Origin of the sequence: Thermococcus sp. 4557 (assembly GCF_000221185.1) — an archaeon.
Taxonomy (GTDB): domain Archaea; phylum Methanobacteriota_B; class Thermococci; order Thermococcales; family Thermococcaceae; genus Thermococcus.
The window spans coordinates 1,285,426-1,303,250 of sequence record NC_015865.1 but is presented as its reverse complement, the minus strand read 5'-3'; the positions used below and the strand labels follow the sequence as shown (position 1 = coordinate 1,303,250).

The 17,825-nt window shown below is 57.5% G+C and carries 14 protein-coding genes; 4 read left to right on the top strand and 10 right to left on the bottom strand.

The window, feature by feature from the left end:
* Positions 1–5: 5 nt before the first annotated feature.
* Genes cysC through GQS_RS06785 form a run of 5 tightly spaced genes read right to left on the bottom strand, consistent with a single transcriptional unit; the run spans position 6 to position 4,394 of the window.
* Positions 6–551, bottom strand: coding sequence for an adenylyl-sulfate kinase (gene cysC / locus GQS_RS06805; protein ID WP_014012939.1), 546 nt, complete (start codon positions 549–551; stop codon positions 6–8).
* 48 nt (positions 552–599) lie between these two features.
* Positions 600–2,030 (bottom strand): alkaline phosphatase family protein, encoded by a 1,431-nt coding sequence (locus tag GQS_RS06800; protein WP_014012938.1) that lies wholly within the window; start codon positions 2,028–2,030, stop codon positions 600–602.
* Positions 2,031–2,035: 5 nt separating this feature from the next.
* Positions 2,036–2,971: a DHH family phosphoesterase gene (locus GQS_RS06795; protein ID WP_014012937.1), complete on the bottom strand. Its 936-nt coding sequence runs from the start codon at positions 2,969–2,971 to the stop codon at positions 2,036–2,038.
* Positions 2,972–3,001: 30 nt separating this feature from the next.
* Positions 3,002–4,141, bottom strand: coding sequence for a sulfate adenylyltransferase (gene sat / locus GQS_RS06790; protein ID WP_014012936.1), 1,140 nt, complete (start codon positions 4,139–4,141; stop codon positions 3,002–3,004).
* 25 nt (positions 4,142–4,166) lie between these two features.
* A complete protein-coding gene (locus tag GQS_RS06785; RefSeq protein ID WP_014012935.1) occupies positions 4,167–4,394 on the bottom strand; it encodes a ribbon-helix-helix domain-containing protein in 228 nt (75 codons plus the stop codon).
* A gap of 389 nt (positions 4,395–4,783) precedes the next feature.
* Between GQS_RS06785 and GQS_RS06780 the strand changes: the two genes are divergently transcribed.
* Complete coding sequence (locus GQS_RS06780; RefSeq protein WP_014012934.1) at positions 4,784–5,644, top strand: cation diffusion facilitator family transporter; 861 nt, start codon at positions 4,784–4,786, stop codon at positions 5,642–5,644.
* A 24-nt stretch (positions 5,645–5,668) separates the two neighbouring features.
* Here the strand turns inward: GQS_RS06780 and mfnA are convergent, their stop codons facing one another.
* From mfnA to GQS_RS06765, 3 genes are read right to left on the bottom strand one after another with little or no spacing between them, the layout of a single operon-like run.
* Complete coding sequence (gene mfnA / locus GQS_RS06775) at positions 5,669–6,823, bottom strand: tyrosine decarboxylase MfnA (protein ID WP_014012933.1); 1,155 nt, start codon at positions 6,821–6,823, stop codon at positions 5,669–5,671.
* A 37-nt stretch (positions 6,824–6,860) separates the two neighbouring features.
* Positions 6,861–8,036: a cation:proton antiporter gene (locus tag GQS_RS06770; protein WP_014012932.1), complete on the bottom strand. Its 1,176-nt coding sequence runs from the start codon at positions 8,034–8,036 to the stop codon at positions 6,861–6,863.
* 1 nt (position 8,037) lies between these two features.
* Entirely contained in the window at positions 8,038–8,286 is a 249-nt protein-coding gene (locus GQS_RS06765) for a DUF131 domain-containing protein (protein ID WP_014012931.1), read from the bottom strand.
* A gap of 80 nt (positions 8,287–8,366) precedes the next feature.
* Here GQS_RS06765 and GQS_RS06760 point away from each other — a divergent pair, with 80 nt between their 5' ends.
* Entirely contained in the window at positions 8,367–9,062 is a 696-nt protein-coding gene (locus GQS_RS06760; RefSeq protein ID WP_014012930.1) for an HAD family hydrolase, read from the top strand.
* Entirely contained in the window at positions 9,034–9,660 is a 627-nt protein-coding gene (locus GQS_RS06755; RefSeq protein ID WP_014012929.1) for a diacylglycerol/polyprenol kinase family protein, read from the top strand. The genes GQS_RS06760 and GQS_RS06755 overlap by 29 nt, the downstream gene beginning before the upstream one ends.
* A gap of 35 nt (positions 9,661–9,695) precedes the next feature.
* Here GQS_RS06755 and GQS_RS06750 read toward each other — a convergent pair whose 3' ends face one another.
* On the bottom strand, positions 9,696–13,088 hold the full coding sequence (locus GQS_RS06750) for a CARDB domain-containing protein (RefSeq protein WP_148236421.1): 3,393 nt from the start codon (positions 13,086–13,088) through the stop codon (positions 9,696–9,698).
* A 150-nt stretch (positions 13,089–13,238) separates the two neighbouring features.
* On the opposite strand from GQS_RS06750, the gene GQS_RS06745 reads away from it, so the two are divergent.
* Positions 13,239–15,203, top strand: a complete 1,965-nt coding sequence (locus GQS_RS06745; RefSeq protein WP_193386144.1) for an alpha-amylase/4-alpha-glucanotransferase domain-containing protein — start codon at positions 13,239–13,241, stop codon at positions 15,201–15,203.
* Positions 15,204–15,248: 45 nt separating this feature from the next.
* Here GQS_RS06745 and GQS_RS06740 read toward each other — a convergent pair whose 3' ends face one another.
* A complete protein-coding gene (locus GQS_RS06740) occupies positions 15,249–17,777 on the bottom strand; it encodes a S8 family serine peptidase (protein WP_014012926.1) in 2,529 nt (842 codons plus the stop codon).
* Positions 17,778–17,825 lie beyond the last annotated feature (48 nt).

The following is a 17,825-nucleotide window of genomic DNA, read 5'->3' as shown; positions in this document are numbered from 1 at the left end:
CCCGTTCAAGGCAGATAACCGAGCTCCCGGGCCTTTTCTATTACAGCCGCGACTTCCTCCTCCGGCGTCATCTTTGAGCTGTCCACCCTCACCTCCGGGTCTTCGGGCTCCTCATAGACGCCGTCGTAGCCGGTGAGGCCCTTTATCTCGCCCCTCAAAGCCTTGGCGTACAGACCCTTCGGGTCGCGCTGAATCCTGACCTCCAGCGGGGCGTAGACGTAGACCTCGATGAAGTTCCCTATCTCCTTCCTAGCGTACTCCCTGACCGCTTTGTAGGGCGATATCAGAGAGACTATAGCTACCACACCGTTCCTGCTGAGGAGCTTGGCCATGTGGATGACGACGCGGTTGTGCATCTCCCTCGCTTCCTTCGAGAAGCCGAGGTTTGGATAGAGGGTCTTCCTTATCGTGTCCCCGTCGAGTATCTCCACGCGGTAGCCCATCTCCCTGAGCTTTCTCGCGAGCTTTACCGCCAGGGTCGTCTTTCCGGCACCGCTCGGCCCCGTGAGCCAGATGGTGAATCCCTTCTCAAGGTTCTTCAGCCCGTCCATTACACTCACCTCGTTTCAGCCGTTGATTGGAAGGTGAAAGATTGAAGGTCAGAGGATGCTCCTTCCGTGCATACTGGCGAGAGGCTCCTCTATGCCGAAGAGTCTGAGCATGGTTGGAGCGAAGTCATAGATGGTGAGCTGTGTTGCTTTACTCTCGTCGAAGCCAGGTAAATACATCGAGAACACTCCGAACTCGGAGTGGTTGGCATCGTCCGGCCCGGTGTCGTTCTCGGGCAGATAGTTGCTCGGGTGGCCGACGGTTCCAGCCGCGCGCCAGTTGAGGTTGTCGAAGTAGACCATTATGTCCGGCTTGCTTCCCTTCGCTATCGGATAGATGTCCTCCGGATAGAACACCTTGGTGTCCCACTTCTCGCCGTTCGGGCCGCGTATTGACTTTATCTGCTCGGCAACCTCGTCCCTCACCTTCTCGAACCTGGAGAGGGGTATCTTGCCCTCCTTCTCCCTTCCGAGGACGTTGAGGAAGACGCGCGAGTAGTAGCCGCCCCAGCCCCAGGCGGTGGTTTCCTTCCAGTCCACGTCGAGGCTCTCGAAGCGCTTGACCTTTCCGTCGTGGAGAACCTCGGGGTTCCTGACCTTCAGCAGGCCCTCCTCGGCCAGCCACTGGTTCACCGCGAAGTTGCCGTGCATGGCCTTTATCCCGTGGTCCGAAACTATGAACACGGCCGTCTCGTCGAGGTCTATGAGCTTGAGCGTCTCGCCTATCTCCTTGTCAAGGAGCTTGTAGTAGTCGGGGATGACGTTCTCGTACTTGTTCCCCTTCCCGGGGTAGAGGTGGTGGTTCGGGTCAAAATAGCGCCAGAAGGCGTGGTGGAGCCTGTCAAGGCCAATCTCGACGAAGTGGAAGTAGTCCCACTCCTTCTCTTGGATGAGGTAGCGGATGACCTCGAAGCGCTTTTCTGTCATCTCCCAGATGCCGTCCCTGACCTCGTCCTTAGCTTCCCTTCTGAAGGGGACGTCGAAGATGTACTCGCCGACAAGGCGCTCAATCTCGCCCTTGAGCTCCTTCGGGTATGTGTAGTCGACACTTGCATCGGGCGTTATGAAGCAGCTCACGAGGTGGCCGTTGATCGGCTTCGGCGGGTAGGTCGGTGGGACGCCCACTATTATCGACTTCTTTCCACGCTCGCCGAGATAGTCCCAGAGGGTCGGCTCCTTCACCTTCCTGCTGTGGGCTATCCAGTAGTCCGTGTAGGAATAGCCCGTCCTGTGCCTGAAGCCGTAGAGACCGAGCTCTCCAGCCGTCTTTCCCGTGACCATCACCATCCACATCGGGATGGTTATCGCGGGGATTCCCGTCTGCATCGGGCCGTAGACGGACTTTTCCAGGAGCCTCTTCACGTTGGGCATGTCGTCGATGAAGCGGTTGAACAGGAGCTCTGGCGGGGCGGAGTCGAGGCCTATGACGAGCACCTTCTTCGTCCGCTCCATTCCCTCCTTAACTTTCCTTTCAAACTCCATTCTCCTCACCTCAGGTACTCCTCGATTATTGCGAGCACATCCTCGATTTTATCCCTCTCACAGACGCAGCCGAGGACTTCCCTCTTGCCGCCGGCGTTGGTTCCGAGAGCCCTAACGCGCTCGATGACCTCGGCCATGTTTATTCTCTCGGCTTCTTTTCCTGAAATTCTAAAGTACACCTGCGCCTTCCCGTGGAAGTTCTCGTTGACCACGGCCGCGCCCCTGTAACCGAGCTCCCAGACGAGCTTCCTCGCGACCTTGGAGATTATGTTGAACGGGCTCTCAAAGTGAACGATGGCAAAGCCGTTCCTCTCCCCGGCGTTTGAAACCGCCCCCTCGATGGCGTCCCTTATTGCCTCGGCTTTCTTCACCCACGGCTCGTACTCAAGGAGCTCCTTAAGGGGATGACTCAGGAGCACCCCAACGGCTTCCTCGACGGCCTCCCGATCCACCGCGATGTAGTTGGAGTCTATGAGCTCGACGAGCCTCAGCGCTTCCTCCCGCGAGATTCCCCCTTTCCCCAGGAGTTCTCTGACCCTCTCCAGCCCAAAGGCCTTCTCGCCTATGTCCCCAACGACGCCGAGGGCGCTCCAGGCGTTCCATATTCCGAAGTGCTCCGAGACGACGAGGGAGTTGGCCGGCCAGTACTCCTCCTCCAGCGAGGGGTTCACCTGCTCCACGAGCGGATTCTTGATCCTCGGCTGGGTGTGGTGGTCGATGAAGAGCGTCGGAACCCTGACCTTCTCGACCTCCTCCGGAACGTTGAAGTCAAGAACGTAGAGCCTCTCGGCCCTCTCAATGGCCCCCCATATCCTCTCGTCGAAGCTGAACTCACCTATCTGGGCCGTCATGTTGGTGAACTCCTCCAGAGAGAGCGCCCTGACCAGCAGGGCCGCCGACGCTATCCCATCCGTGTCCCAGTGGTGGACGATTAGATTCACCTAACTCACCCCGGAAAAAAATAGTGAAGGTCATTCAACGAACGGGTTCTCGAAGCTCCTCACGACCTCGAAGACCTCCGGCCGCATCATGTACTCCGGCGGCTGCTCGCCGGCCATTATCATCTTCCTGAGCTTGGTGCCGCTTATGTGGATGTGGAACTCCTTGTCGTGGGGGCATATCTTCGCGTTGACCATGCCGCCGCACTTCCTGCAGTAGAAGGACTCGCGGATGAACATCGGGGTTATTCCCAGGTCTGGGAAGTTGCTGAACATATCCCATGCTTCGTAGGGCCCGTAGTAGTCGCCAACGCCTGCGTGGTCCCTTCCCACGATGAAGTGCGTCGCACCGAAGTTCTTCCTCATTATCGCGTGGTGGACGGCTTCCCTCGGTCCGGCATAGCGCATCTCGTAGCGGACGGTTGCCAAAGTTGCCGCATCCTTGGGATAGTAGTGCTCGAAGAGCGTTTCATAGGCCTTGATTATGACTTCATCGCGGTAGTCGCCCTTCTTCTTTCTTCCGAGAACCGGGTTGATGAAAAGGCCATCGACGAAGGTGAGGGCAGCTTTCTGCACGTACTCGTGGCCGAGGTGGGGAACGTTCCTCGTCTGGAATGCGACTATCGTCTTCCATCCGCGCTCCTTGAAGAGAACCCTTGTTTCAACTGGCCTGAGGGTGTACTTGGCGAAGGGATTCGGGAGCTCGTTGAGGAGTTCAATCTCGCCGCCGACGAGGTAGTCGCCCATGTTCATAACGCGAGCCACTCCGGGGTGGGCCGGGTCGTCGGTCTTGAAGACATTGACCGCGAATTCCCTCTTGTCGTAGGTGTAAATCTCCTCGACGTGCATCCTGGCTATCGGCAGGTCATCGTAATACAGTAGTATCGCGTCGCCCTCGTCGAAGGCCCTCTCCTTCACGTCGAGCACTATCGGAATCGTCCATGGTGTGTCGTCGCTCAGACGCATGTGGTCGAGGACGCTCTCGAAGTCGTCGCTCGTGAGGAAGCCCTTGAGGGGCGAATAAACACCGTGGGCAATGTTCTCGAGGTCTATGGCCCTCCCGTGCTCAATCTGAACGCGGGGGTATTCTCTCTGCTCGCTTAGAATCCTCTCGCGGGTCCTCTCAGCGACGAGCCTTCTGACGAGCCTTCCGCCGTGGGGCTTTGAGACCATGGTATCACCTCAAAAAGGAAAGACCTCAGTCAAGGTAGCCGAGGGCGCGAAGCCTCTCCTTGACCTTCTCTTCCTCCTCTTCGGTGAAGACTTCTTCCTTCTCCTCCTCTTCGAGGCTCGCCAGAACCTCACGGAGGACGTAGGTGACGTAGTCAGAAACTGAAGTGAAGCCTGTGCCATCTATCCTGGCCTTAATCTTGTCGTAGAGGGGCTTTGGTATGGAAACTGTGGTGTACTTCTTCTCCTCAGCCATAGCCGGCACCTCCAGTCTTAATGATATTTAATGACATTTAATTAAAGGGGCCTCGAATATTTAAAGATTTCCATTTCTTGTGGGAATGTTCATAGGGTTTCTCGATGACAATCGTTTTAAGGCTCTTCAACAATTTCACAACGCGATGATGAGTGATGGGCGAACCGATTGATGAGGACGGAAAGGTGATCTCTGAGCAACCCTTTTAAGGCCCATCCCCAACCTTTTCTGGGATGATGAGTTCAGCCTTGCCTGAGGCTCGTGATGATGGAGTGACGGACTGACCGCCCGTTTACAGTCTTTTTTCGATTAACCTAATAAAATTGGAAAACCTAATAAAATCCGCCGCCCGGGTCTTTATGGGACTGCGGACCCATCACGGTGGTACCATGGAGGAGGTGTACAAGCCCATCTGGGTCAGTATCATCGGCAACGTTCTCCTTTCCCTGCTCAAGCTAGCCGTGGGCTTCATGTACTCCAGCATCGCCCTGATATCCGACGGCGTCCACTCCTTAAGCGACGTTATCACGAGCGTCATCGGCTACGCGGGCATTAGGATATCCTCAAAACCGCCCGACAAAAGCCATCCCTTTGGCCACTCCCGCTTTGAGCCCCTGGTGGCCTTCCTGATTGGGGAAGCGCTTATAATAGTGGCGTACGAGATAGGCCGCGATGCGGTTTACAGGATAGTTGCGGGTGGGGCCATAGAGGTCAACTCCGTAATGCTCGGCGTCGCCCTGTTCTCGATACTCTCCAAGGAGCTCATGTTCCGCTACTCCGTCCGCGTCGGCAGAAAGCTGGACAGTCAGATACTCGTCGCCGATGCCTACCACCACAGGAGCGATGCACTGAGCAGCGTTGCGGTTCTAATCGGTCTCGGTGCCCAGGAACTCGGTTTTATGTACGGGGACTCCATTGCGGGCCTCGTCGTCGCGGTCTTCCTCCTAAAGGTCTCACTTGACATAATCCTTGAGAACGTCCGCTACCTGACGGGGCAGGCCCCGCCCTTTGAGGTCTGCGAGGAAATAAAGGAGCGCGCTCTGGGTGTCCCGAACGTTCTCGGCATCCACGATTTGAGGGCCCACTACGTCGGCAGCAAGCTTCACGTCGAGCTCCACATAGAGGTGCCCCCTGAGCTGAGCCTCAAAGAGGCCCACGACGTCAGCGAGGAGGTTAAAAGGGTTATAGAGAGCCTCCCCGAGGTTGAGGTCGCCTTCGTTCACGTGGACATAAAGGGGGTTACGGAGTAGCTCGGACCTCCGTCACGGATCGCGTTATCGTGCCCCGACTGCCTCCCTCAGGTCCATCAAAAACGCCTCCAGATGCTCCCTTCTAACGTGGGGCATCATGACGATCCTGATGTACCCCCTGTGGGCGCTCACACCCCAGCCGCGCTTCTTAAGCTCCTCCTCGACCTCTTCCAGGTTCTTTGCCCCGAAGGAAACGATGTTGAGAACCGGCTCGCGGATGAGGTGGATTCCTGGGATCCTCTTGAGCTCGCCCGCGAACCACCTGCTCAGCTCCATGGCCCGCTTGACGATCTCGGTGTAGCCCTCGAATCCGAGGTGCTTTATCATCGCCCACACCGCCAGTGCCTGTGCTCCTGGTCTCGTACCCGTTATCGTCGCCTGCCAGACCTTGCCGCCGGCGAGGTATGGCGCGGGAACGCTTATCGCCTCCAGGAACCGCTTCTCGCGGAATATTATCCCTCCCGCCGGGATGGGGACCATGCCCATCTTGTGGGGGTCTATGGTTACGCTCTTGACGCCCCTCAGCCTGAAATCGAAGTCCGGGATATCGTATCCCAGGGCCTTGGCGAAGGGAATGACGAAGCCCCCGAAGGCCGCATCAACGTGGAGGGGAAGCCCGTAGTCCAGGGCCAGATCGCTCAGGGCCGGAATGTCGTCCACAACTCCCAGGCCGGTGGTTCCGGCGATTCCAACGATGCCTATTGTGTTGGAGGTTATCTTTTCCTCAACATCCCTCACGTCGACGGAGTAGTCCTCCCGCAGGTCCGCCCAGACGAGCCGGACCTTCAGCATCTCGCTCGCTTTTAGGAACGAGAAATGGGCGCTTCTGGGGAGAATCAGCTCGGGGTTCTCCACATCCGCCAGGTTGCGGAACGCCCTCACGGCGAGGATGTTGGCCTCGGTTCCCCCTGAGACTATGTTCCCGTAGCCTCTTTCGAGGCCAAGAAGGCTGGACAGCATTGATATTGCCTCTCTCTCCACCCTCTGGCTTCCAACGTGCAGTCCAGGGTCTCCGAGGTTCCTATCGATGTAACGCCGCACCACCTCGGCGGCGAAGGGATGTGGATTTGTGCACATCGAGCCGAGGATCCTGCCTGAATCAAAGGTCAGGTCCTCCGACGTCTTCTCCTCCAGCTCCGCCAGAACTTCCTCTTCGCTCGCTCCTTTCTTCGGGAACATGGTCTCACCAGCCTGTGCCTAGTTTTATCCCCCGAATTTAAGCCTTTGCCCTCTTCAGGTAGCCCTTGAAGAACACCGGTGTTGTCAGCGCGGTGAGCATGGAGACCGCTATGACGCTCGCGAAGAGAACCTGGTCTATGAGGCCCGCCGAGAGGCCGAACGTGAGTATGGCCAGCTCTAGGCTTCCCCTGCCGCCCATTCCGATACCTATCGTTATCGAGTCCCTCCAGTTCAGGCCAAAGAGCCTCGCGCCGAGGCCGCAGCCGATGAGCTTGCCCATCACCGCCGCGAGGTAGAGTGCCGCTATGAGGGCCAGGCTTATGTCGGCCAGGGGCGGGTTGAACATCAGCCCGACGTAGATGAAGAACAGGGGTATGAAGAACTCGGTGAGAACGACCTGGAGGTCGTTTATGAGTTCGTTGAGCTTTATCCTCGTCACGACGAGCGGGTCCTTCCTCTCGCGGAGGCGGCTTATGGTGAGGCCCGCGAGGTAGGCGCCTATTATCTGGTTGAGGCCCGCCCACTGGGCTATTATGGCCAGGGTGAAGGTCAGGATGAGCGTGAAGGTGAAGAACACGTTGAGGTTCTTGACGATGGAGTAAAACCACCGGGACCTCTTGAAGATGTATTCAGATACCAGAAGCGTCGCGGCTATGAATGCGAATATCTTGACCGTCAGTATTCCAAAGGAAGCCGCGTCGAGCCCCCCTCCCGCAAGGGCGGTGATTATACCTATGAGGTAAACGGCCATTATGTCATCGGCAAAGGCGGCCCCCATGAGTATCGACGAGACCTCCCTCCTCACACGTTCCTTCACAAGGACGCCGCTGGTTACCTCTATCGCGGTGTTTCCGAGGGTTACCCCGATGAATATTGCCGCCGTGGTTCCTTTCCCGGCCACCTCGACGGTTAGGAAGCCCAGGGCGAAGGAGAACGCCACTCCAAGGGCCGCAACGACCACCGCCTTCTTGGTGTTCTGGGCTATGGCGGAGAAGTTGCTGGTGAGTCCCATGTAGAGCATCATCATTATCAGCCCGAACTCGGCGAGAACCCTCAGGTCATCCGTCGGTTCGATCACTCCGAGGACGAATGGCCCCAGGAGTATTCCCGTGAGGACGTGGGCTATTATTGGGTGTACCTCCACCCTCTCAAAGAGCCACTCTATGCTCTTTGCCGTAACGAGAAGAATCGCGAGCGCCGCCAGGAAGTCCACGTCAGTCCCCCCTCGTCAGCAGGGCTGTGATCAGCCAGAGCGCCATGAGTATTATCGCCAGTACTGCCGCGAGCCCAGCGGCCCCCCTGCTTGTCCCGAATATTATCGGAATGGGGCCTATCATTATCACCCCGCCCCCCTCAACGTCCGCCTCTCCTCCGAGGGCAGAAACGAGGGTCCCAATGAAAACTAACAGGAAGCCGATGAATATAAGCGCCATCCCGCTCAGTATCAGCGTTTTCCCATCCATACGGTATGGGCTTCCCTTCCACCTTTTAAAACTTAGCGCCGAACCCAAAGGATTAAAACGACCCGTGGGGATTCTTTAACATGCTTGTGCTCGTTGACCTCGACGACACGCTCTGCAACACCTGGGAGGCCGGCAGGTACAGCGTTCTCCGCCTGATACCCTATCTGCTCAGACGGAGGAAGTTCAGGGCGTTCTTCTACATTCTCACGGCCCGCTACCGGGAGCTGGAACAGTCGAGGGAATTCCACACCCTGGACTTCGATAAGCTCGTCGAGAGGGTGATGAGCAAGGTCTACGCCAAAATCAGCCCGGACGAGCTGGATGATATAACAGAACTGGTCGATAGGGTGTTCTTTTCCAATCTGAAGCTCTACCCGGACGCTATCCCCTTCCTGAGGGGTCTCAAAGCCATGGGTGCGCGGCTCGTTCTCATTACGGACTCCTCCACCAAGTGGCAGAGGAAGAAGCTGGAGTACCTCGGGATAAAGGACTATTTCGACGCGCTGATAATAAGCGGTGAAACCGGCCACAGCAAGCTCGAACCCCACAACTTCCGCCTTGCCCGCAGGCTCTTCCCCGATGATGAAGTTTACATGGTCGGGGACAGGGACGACACCGACATGCGCGGGGGCAGGGAGATTGGGGCGACGACGATACTGGTTCAGAGGGGATACTTCCGCGGAAGGCTCGCCAAACACGCGGACTACGTGGTCAAAGACCTCATCGAAGCCCTGGAGGTGATAAGGCGTGAGCATGAAAAGCGAGCTGAAGCGTAAGTCCCTCCACATGACGGGTCTGCTCGTTCCGCTCTCCTACCACCTGTTCGGCAGGGAGCTTACCCTCACGCTCATAGGCATCTCATTTTTCCTCTTTGTCGTCCTCGAACCCTTCAGGATAATAGAGGAGCTCAGGGACAACATCAAGAAACGGCTCAGGATATACGTCGATGAGGACGTCATGGGCAGGGTGGAGGTTCTGGAAAAGCACATAGACGAGATAACCCGCTCCCATGAGCGCTACCGCGTCGCGGCCCACATCTACTTCGCCGCGGCCTCCTTCGTAGTGGTGTACTTCTTCCCGATGGAGGTGGCGGTCGGTGCAATCACCGTCGCGACCGTTGGCGATGCCCTGGCGGCCATAGTGGGCAAGTCCCTCGGAAGGCACCGCTTCTCCAACGGCAAGAGCCTGGAGGGAAGCCTGGCGTACTTCCTTTCCGGGGTTGCCGTACTCTGGCCCCTCGTTGGTCTTCCCCTGGCGCTGGTAGGCTCCATAGCCGGAACCGTCGCCGAGTTCTACAACCTCCCGCCCGACGACAACTTCTCCAATCAGCTGGTGGTGGCACTGGCCGTTTACCTGGCGGGGTTCGTAGTCTGAGGGATAAACTCCAGAAAAGGGGAAGAAGCGGGCGGTCACTCTATCGTGACCGTCGCGAACTGGGTAAAGGTATCGGCGTCACCCCACTCCTGGCCTGGGTCGTTGTCCCTGACGGCGTCCTGGAGCGGCAGTGAGTCAACGGCCGAATCGCCGGCACCCTGTCCCGTGACGTAGGCGACCACGTTTATCTCTCCCGGCTTAACGCCGAGGGCTTCCCATGGAATCGCTATCTCAAGTGTCTGCAGTCCGTTCTCGGCCCCTCCGGTGTAGGCGTAGAAGCCCACCCACTTGAGCTCCTCGTACCTCCAGCTTCCGTCGTTCCAGAGCATGAACTGGGCGCTGGTTATGTTGCTGGTTCCCTTGTCGCCGAAGAACTCGCCGTTCCAGAAGACGTAGAGCTGTGCATCGACGCCCCTGCTGAAGCTCACCTTCCTGGCCCAGCTGTCCTGGCCGGTGGTGTAGCCGCCGTCCTTGTAGTCGAGGGCTATGCCGTAGGCGACCCTCCAGGAGGCCTTGTTCTCGGTGGTTATCGCTATGTAGAGGAACTGGTCGTCGTAGTCGACGTAGATGGCCTTGAGGTTCGCTCCGTCCTGGCCGTAGCCGGTCTCATCCACCGCCACTGGCTCGACGCTCCAGTCGTCGAGGTTGCCATCTATGGTCTTGGTGAGGTTCTTGGCGAGCTCCTCCATATACTTCTCCCTCTCCAGCTCACCGCTCTGGGCCTTCTCGAGCATGGCCTCCATCTCGCTGACGATCTTCTTGAGGCCGGTGTAGGCGCGGTATATCTTGAGCGAGGCGCCGAAGGCGTAGTTCGGGCTATCTATGAGCTCCTTGCCCTCGTTGTAGAGCCTGAGGAGGTCCATGATCTCGTTCTCTATCTCATCCAGCCTGTCCTTCATGTCCTCCGGCAGAGGCATGCTCCTGAGCTGGTTGTCGAGCTCGGTGTACCTATCGTAGTCCCTCTCGAAGTGCCTGACTCCGTAGTACCTGTTGTGCATCACGAAGGCGTTCTGGAAGGCCATGAGCCTCTGGAGCTTGACGGAGACGACGCTTCCGCCCTCGATGATGTTGTCCATTCTTACGCGGACGTAGTAGTCGGGCACGTTGTCGGCCAGCTCCTTGACGGCGGAGTCGGTGCTTATGGTATCGACGATGTCGCTTATTCCGTCGTCGGCGAAGTCGTTTCCGAAGTTCCAGACGCCCTCACCGTAGCTGAAGCCGGTCGCGACCTGGAAGTTGAACTCCTTGGCGCCCTCAAAGACGCCAACCGGAACCCTGACCTCAACGGCGTTCTTCTCGAGGTCAATTCCGACCATCGCGCCGTCGACCTTCATGATATTTCCGCTCGGGTCGATGAAGTAGAGCAGTGAGGTCAGGCTATCGCCGGCGGCGGCTGTGGCCTTGGTCTGGCCGACGTACTGCTTTCCTCCGAGGTTTATGGCCATCTGAATGTCCCAGGCTATGACCGTCCTGGTGTCCATCCTGCCCGCGAAGGTCTCGCCCCCGCCATTCTTGTAGTCTATCGGCACCGCTATGAAGGTAGCTCCGTTGTCGCCTATCTTGATGTTGCTCATGTCCTTGAACTTGAAGAGGAAGTAGACGTAGCGGTCGTCCTTGGTGACGCCCACCTCGGTGATGTCGGCGTGGGAGGAGCTTCCACCCGGAAGGTACGGGTCCTTATCGGTTCTCTGGTCGTTCTCGGCGTCCCTCCAGATGAAGTAGCCGTCCTGGACCGTGTATGAGTTCGGAGCTATCTCGGGGCTTATCCAGTCGTCGGGGTTACCGTCCACGTCTATGTTGCCCACCCAGACGACCTGTACGTTCATGGTGAACTCGTTGTTGCTCTCGCTGGCCTCGGGTATGGCGTTCTCCTCGTCCACGACGGCCCTTATCGTGTAAAGCCCGGTGGCGTTCGGCTTCCATGTGAAGGTGAACCACCGGCTCTCGCCGGCTCCAAGGTCAACCGTCCGGTTGGCGAGGAGGGTGTCGTTCACGTAGACCTCAACGCTGGCGTTCTGGGCCGGCAGGGAGCCCTCGTTCCTGACGGTGACGTTGTAGACGGCGTTCCTGTTGAGGCCGACCACCCCGGGTCCGCTCACGCCGACGGTCAGGTCAGCCATGAGGAACCACTCGCCGACGAGCATGCTGGTGAAGGTGTCGGTGTCTCCCCACTCGCCGCCTATGTTGGAGTAGTCTATCGCCGGGTCTACCGGCAGACTGTCCACGGCGGAGCCGCCGCTTCCGGTTATCCACGACATGACGGCAAACCTGGAGCGCTTGCCGCCGAGGGCGCTCCAGGGAATGGCTATCTCGAGGGTCTGAAGGCCGGTTGAGGTGTCGCCGGTGTAGGCAAACTTGGCCCCGACGTCGGCCAGGCTTCCGTAGTTCCACCCGCTTCCTGTGTAAGTGTTGAAGTTGTCGGTACCCATTCCGCTGTCCCAGCCCCACCAGAAGTAGAGTTCGTAATCGACCGCGAATCCGTTGGCGAACTCAACACTCCTGCCCCACGAATCGCCGCCGGATACGTAGCCGTTTCCGGTTCCGGGGTCCACGTCTATTCCTATTCCGTAGGCGATGTCCCAGCTCCCCGTGTTGTTGGTCTTGATTGCTATGTAGAGGTACTGGTCGTCCCAGGAGACGTACATCCTATCCATGTTGGCCCCGGCAAGTCCGTTGTCCTTTCCGACCACCATGAGGTCGGCGTCGCTCCAGTCGCTCAGGTCACCGTCTATGGTCTTCGGAGCGACGTAGATGACGGCCATGCTGGTGAAGGTGTCGGTGTCTCCCCACTCGCCGCCTATGTTGGAGTAGTCTATCGCCGGGTCTACCGGCAGACTGTCCACGGCCGAACCACCGCTACCGGTGACCCACGCCATCACGGCTATCTTCTCCGGCTTTCCGCCCAGGGTACTCCACGGTATCTTTATCTCGACCGTCTGAAGGCCGGTTGAGGTGTCGCCGGTGTAGGCGAAGCTTCCGCCGACGCCGGAGATGCTGTTGTAGTTCCACCCGCTTCCTGTGTAAGTGTTGAAGTTGTCGGTACCCATTCCGCTGTCCCAGCCCCACCAGAAGTAAATCTCGTAGTCCGGGGCAAAGCCGTTCGAGAACTCGACGCTCCTTCCCCACGAATCGCCGCCGGATACGTAGCCGTTTCCGGTTCCGGGGTCCACGTCTATTCCTATTCCGTAGGCGACGTCCCAGCTTCCCGTGTTGTTGGTCTTGATTGCTATGTAGAGGTACTGGTCGTCCCATGAAACGTAGAGCCTGTCGAGGTTGGCTCCGTCCTGTCCATTGTCCCGACCAGTTGAGATAATGTCTGCGGAGGTCCAGTCACTTAGGTCGCCGTCTATGATTTTAGTGCCGTACATCGCGCTGACGAGGCCGCTAAACGTGGGCACTAAACCAAGCAACAGAACGAAGGTTAACATAACTGCCGCCGTTTTCTTCACATTGTCCACCTCCAGCGGGGGTGAATCCCCAGGGGTGTACGGTAATCACCCGTAGTGAGTATTAGGAGAAAAAGGTTTATATGCCTTTCTTCCCATATCACCGCTAGTGATAACACATCTGGTGGGTGGTTGGCAATGGTGAACTTTATCTTTGGCATTCATAACCATCAGCCCCTCGGAAACTTCGGCTGGGTCTTCGAGAGCGCCTACGATAGGTCCTACCGGCCTTTCATGGAGATTCTGGAGGAGTACCCGAACATGAAGGCCGCGGTTCACATAAGCGGCCCCCTCCTCGAATGGCTCGATGCCAACAGGCCCGAGTACATGGACCTCCTCCGCTCCCTGGTGAAGAAGGGGCAGCTGGAGATAGTCGTTGCAGGCTTCTACGAGCCAGTTCTCGCCGCCATTCCGAAGGAGGACAGGATTGAGCAGGTTAAGCTCCTCAAGGACTTCGCGAAGAAACTCGGCTACGACGCCAGGGGCGTCTGGCTCACCGAGCGCGTCTGGCAGCCCGAACTCGTCAAGAGCCTCCGCGAGGCTGGAATCGAGTACGTCATCGTCGATGACTACCACTTCATGAGCGCCGGCCTGAGCAAGGAGGAGCTTTACTGGCCGTACTACACCGAGGACGGCGGGGAAGTAATAGCCGTTTTCCCGATAGACGAGAAGCTCCGCTACCTCATCCCGTTCCGCCCCGTTGAGAAGACCGTCGAGTACCTCCACAGCCTCGACAACGGTGACGAGAGCAGGGTCGCGGTCTTCCACGACGACGGTGAGAAGTTCGGTGTCTGGCCGGGGACGTACGAGTGGGTTTACGAGAAGGGCTGGCTCAGGGAGTTCTTTGACAGGATTTCGAGCGATGAGAGGATAAATCTAACGCTTTACTCCGAGTACCTTGCGAGGTTCAAGCCCCGCGGGCTGGTCTACCTGCCCATTGCCTCCTACTTCGAGATGAGCGAGTGGTCCCTCCCTGCAAAGCAGGCGAAGCTCTTCGTCGAGTTCGTTGAAAAGCTCAAGGGACAGGGCCAGTTCGAGAAGTACCGCGTCTTCGTCAGGGGCGGAATATGGAAGAACTTCTTCTTCAAGTACCCCGAGAGCAACTACATGCACAAGAGGATGCTGATGGTGAGCAAGCTGGTGAGGGACAACCCTCAGGCGAGGAGGTTCGTCCTCAAGGCCCAGTGCAACGACGCCTACTGGCACGGCGTCTTCGGAGGGGTTTACCTCCCGCACCTCCGCAGGGCGGTCTGGGAGAACATAATAAGGGCCAACGGCTTCGCCTCCACGGGCAGTTTCGTCCGCGACATAGACTTTGACGGCCGCGATGAGGTGTTCATCGAGGACGAGAACTTCTACGCCGTCTTTAAGCCAGCCTACGGTGGTTCTCTCTTTGAGCTCTCCTCACGCAGGAGGGCCGTCAACTACAACGACGTGCTCGCGAGGCGCTGGGAGCACTACCACGAGGTTCCGGAGGCGGCAACGCCGGAGGAGGAAGGTGGGGAAGGTGTCGCGAGTATACACGAGGTCGGCAGGAAGATCCCCGACGAGATACGGCGCGAGCTTGCCTACGATGATCACCTGAGGGCCATCCTGCAGGACCACTTCCTTGACCCGGAGACGACACTCGAGGAGTACCGCCTCAATAGGCACATCGAGCTTGGGGACTTCGTGACGGGTGCCTACAACTACAGCCTGTTTGAGGGCGGCGTCACCCTCGAGAGGGACGGAACTGTCTCCGGAAGGCCGGCGAGGGTGGAGAAGACCTTCCACCTGACTGAGGATGGCTTCGTGGTGGACTACACCGTGAGGAGTGACGCAAAGGCCCTCTTCGGCGTCGAGCTCAACCTTGCCGTCCACAGCGTCATGGAGGAGCCGGCTGAGTTCGAGGCTGAGAAGTTCGAGGTGAACGACCCATACGGTATCGGAAGGGTGGCGGTGGAGCTCGACAAAAAGGCGAGAGTGTGGAAGTATCCGATAAAGACCCTCAGCCAGAGCGAAGCCGGCTGGGACTTCGTGCAGCAGGGCGTCAGCTACACCGTCCTCCTGCCGGTTGATGGGGAGCTGAGGTTCAGACTGAGGTTCAGGGAGCTCTAAGCCCTCCCGGATTTTCCATTTCTAAAAAAGAAAATCGTGGGAACTTCAGAGTTTTCTGAAGTACATCGAGAGTCCCAGGACTATCAGCGCAAGCATCATTACGCTGGAGAAAAAGGGAACGCTCGCTAGGTCAACCGTCGTTACCGTGTTCCCGTTGTCGGTCATGTAGTCACTGCCGGAGCATATCCTTCCCGCTCCAAGCCCCTCATAGACCTGGGCAGATATTCCTATCTGTCCGTTGGGGTTTCCAATAGAGGCGCGCGGGATCTGCATCTCTATGACGTTGCCGCCGGCCACGAACACGGAGTCCGGGTCATTGGCGGCAACGTTGTTCCAATCGGTGTCGTAGATGTCCAGGAACTCGGCACTTCCAGCAGAGACACCAACCTTGTCAAGGAATGCGTATGCGTAGTAGTCGAGGTTTCCGTCATTATTAACATCGAATCCAACTCCAACAAGTGGTGTCGGGGGCTTTCCGTAGTTCGGTATCTCCGATAGATTGACCATCACGTAGATGTAATCTCCATCTGCCCGGAGCTGGAGACCTTTTATGTCGTACGTCTTGCCTGTACACGATGAGGTGAAGCCTCCGTCGTCTGAATCCTTCCACACGAAGACCCCGTTTATCACGGTGCTCGTTCCGGGTGAGACGATCTGATCGCTCGCCCATCCTCCGGAAGCAGGGTCGCCGTCTATGCCCTCCTGCGCGGTTTTCTCTCCTAAATCCACGTAGAACTTCCTGCTGCCCGTCCTGACGATCCATACCCTGAAGGAGTCCCTTGTGGTGGCGTTGTAGACGTACTCTCCGTTAGGGAGGTTGTTCAGCTGGAAACTCCAGGACTTGTTGGTGGAATCCATGGGGTTCATTGTGTAATCGTTATTGTTGACCGTTAGATTGCTCTCCTTAAGGGATTTGAACAGTGACGTGATGTTGATTACAACGCTGGCCTCATCTATCCTTGCCCCGTTCTCTGGAGTCGGGTACTTCCAGGAGAGATATTGGGGTGTTGCATCGCTCGCGTTCACGAGGCCGTAGCCGGTGTTGTAGTCGATGCCTGTTTCGTTCACGTCCTTCGCTGTGAGCTGAAGTATGGCCCATACGTCGCGCTGGCTCAGGCTTGACTTTGCGCTCAGCACCAGGGCTGCAACTCCTGCCGCGTGGGGTGCTGCTGCAGATGTTCCGGAGAAAGCTCCGTAGCTGGCCGTTGATACCCAGTCAGGCGCAACGACATTGGGTTTGAGCCACTGGCCACTTCTCAGGTATGAGTTGTACGCCGGCCCCTCTGAGGAGAACCACTCCAGTTTAGAGGTGTCGGTCCAGTTAACTGCACCCACCGCGAGAACATTCGGGTGGTCTGCCGGGGGTGTCACGCTGCCCTCTTTGACCACTGGATTATAGGTGCTGTCGCCACCGTAACTGTACCAGTATCCGGCTACCCCATCCCACCAGACGTCGAAGTGCATCTGGTCGGAGTCTGGGGCGTTGTATTTCTTAATGTACAGCCGGCAGTAGTGGTTGTTACCGTCGGCAAGCCCTGCGGAGTTTAAGTCCACGCTTATACTCTCGAGGGGTTCCTGGCCAAATTGCCCGTTCTGGTAATCTTCTGATTTGGCAATTAGTTCCCACTGATTTCCGTTTTGACATTCAAAGTACGCGTCAAAATCGTTGGTTGGGCCGCCGTTCGGGTAGGGGTAGTCGCTCCACCTTATCCACGCCCTGAAAGTTGTTGAGGTGTCACTGTTAAGTGTGACCTGTATGCCCTCCCTGTCTTCTTCTACGCTGTTACCGTCCACCGCCGTGCCGTAAATGTCGAGTATTCCATCGCCGTCGTTGTCCGTCCAATCCCCCTCCCAGTGTTCGAGCCTGTTGTTTCCAGCCGCGTTCACCCACAGGACGTCGTTTTGGATGGTGTAGTTTATAATCAGATACACATCCCAGAACTCTGGGGTCTCGTCATTATCCGTGTCGAACTGACTCGGTCCCCAGCCGAAGTTGCTTATGGAGTGGGAAACGACCCTGACGCCGTTGTCAATGAACCATTTCACCGCATCGTACATCTGCTTGGTGTCCCCATACGTGGCCAGGTACAGGCCGTCTATCCCCGGTGCCACGTCGTACACTATCTCGGCGCACGCGCTCCCGTGAACACTCGAGCCTGCCCCGTTGGGGGTGTAGAGCTGGGTGCTGGAAGGAAGCTCGCCCTGGCTGACCAGCGTCTGATAGTTGCTGAATCCCCCATCAGGAATGTCAAGAACTCCGACCTTAACGCCGCTTCCGTTGTAGCCCTTCCTCCAGGCATATACTGCGGATACGTTGAATATTCCCTGACTCGTCACGCTTCCTGCGACAGGAACTGCAAATGGGCGTCCTGCCTCCCGTATGTACGAGATTTCGGGCATGTTTTCTGCAGCTTTTAGTGCGCTTTCACTGGGTATAACGGCCACTATAGGGTTTGCACTTGAGTCTAGAACCCGGATTCCTGCGATTCCCAGCTGCTCTGCAATATCCCTCAATGCCTCTTTGAACTTCCTGCCTTTAAAGTACCCCGGATCGAGGTATATGAGAACCTCCACACCCCCCGGTGGAGCGGTTCTTAGAGCCGCAGTCTCCTGTTGTCTAGA

What these genes read in the sequence shown, in the direction of transcription:
- cysC (WP_014012939.1), bottom strand. Translation starts at nt 551, where the DNA reads ATGGACGGGCTGAAGAACCTTGAGAAGGGATTCACCATCTGGCTCACG.
- GQS_RS06800 (WP_014012938.1), bottom strand. Translation starts at nt 2,030, where the DNA reads ATGGAGTTTGAAAGGAAAGTTAAGGAGGGAATGGAGCGGACGAAGAAG.
- sat (WP_014012936.1), bottom strand. Translation starts at nt 4,141, where the DNA reads ATGGTCTCAAAGCCCCACGGCGGAAGGCTCGTCAGAAGGCTCGTCGCT.
- GQS_RS06785 (WP_014012935.1), bottom strand. Translation starts at nt 4,394, where the DNA reads ATGGCTGAGGAGAAGAAGTACACCACAGTTTCCATACCAAAGCCCCTC.
- GQS_RS06780 (WP_014012934.1), top strand. Translation starts at nt 4,784, where the DNA reads ATGGAGGAGGTGTACAAGCCCATCTGGGTCAGTATCATCGGCAACGTT.
- mfnA (WP_014012933.1), bottom strand. Translation starts at nt 6,823, where the DNA reads ATGTTCCCGAAGAAAGGAGCGAGCGAAGAGGAAGTTCTGGCGGAGCTG.
- GQS_RS06765 (WP_014012931.1), bottom strand. Translation starts at nt 8,286, where the DNA reads ATGGATGGGAAAACGCTGATACTGAGCGGGATGGCGCTTATATTCATC.
- GQS_RS06760 (WP_014012930.1), top strand. Translation starts at nt 8,367, where the DNA reads ATGCTTGTGCTCGTTGACCTCGACGACACGCTCTGCAACACCTGGGAG.
- GQS_RS06750 (WP_148236421.1), bottom strand. Translation starts at nt 13,088, where the DNA reads ATGTTAACCTTCGTTCTGTTGCTTGGTTTAGTGCCCACGTTTAGCGGC.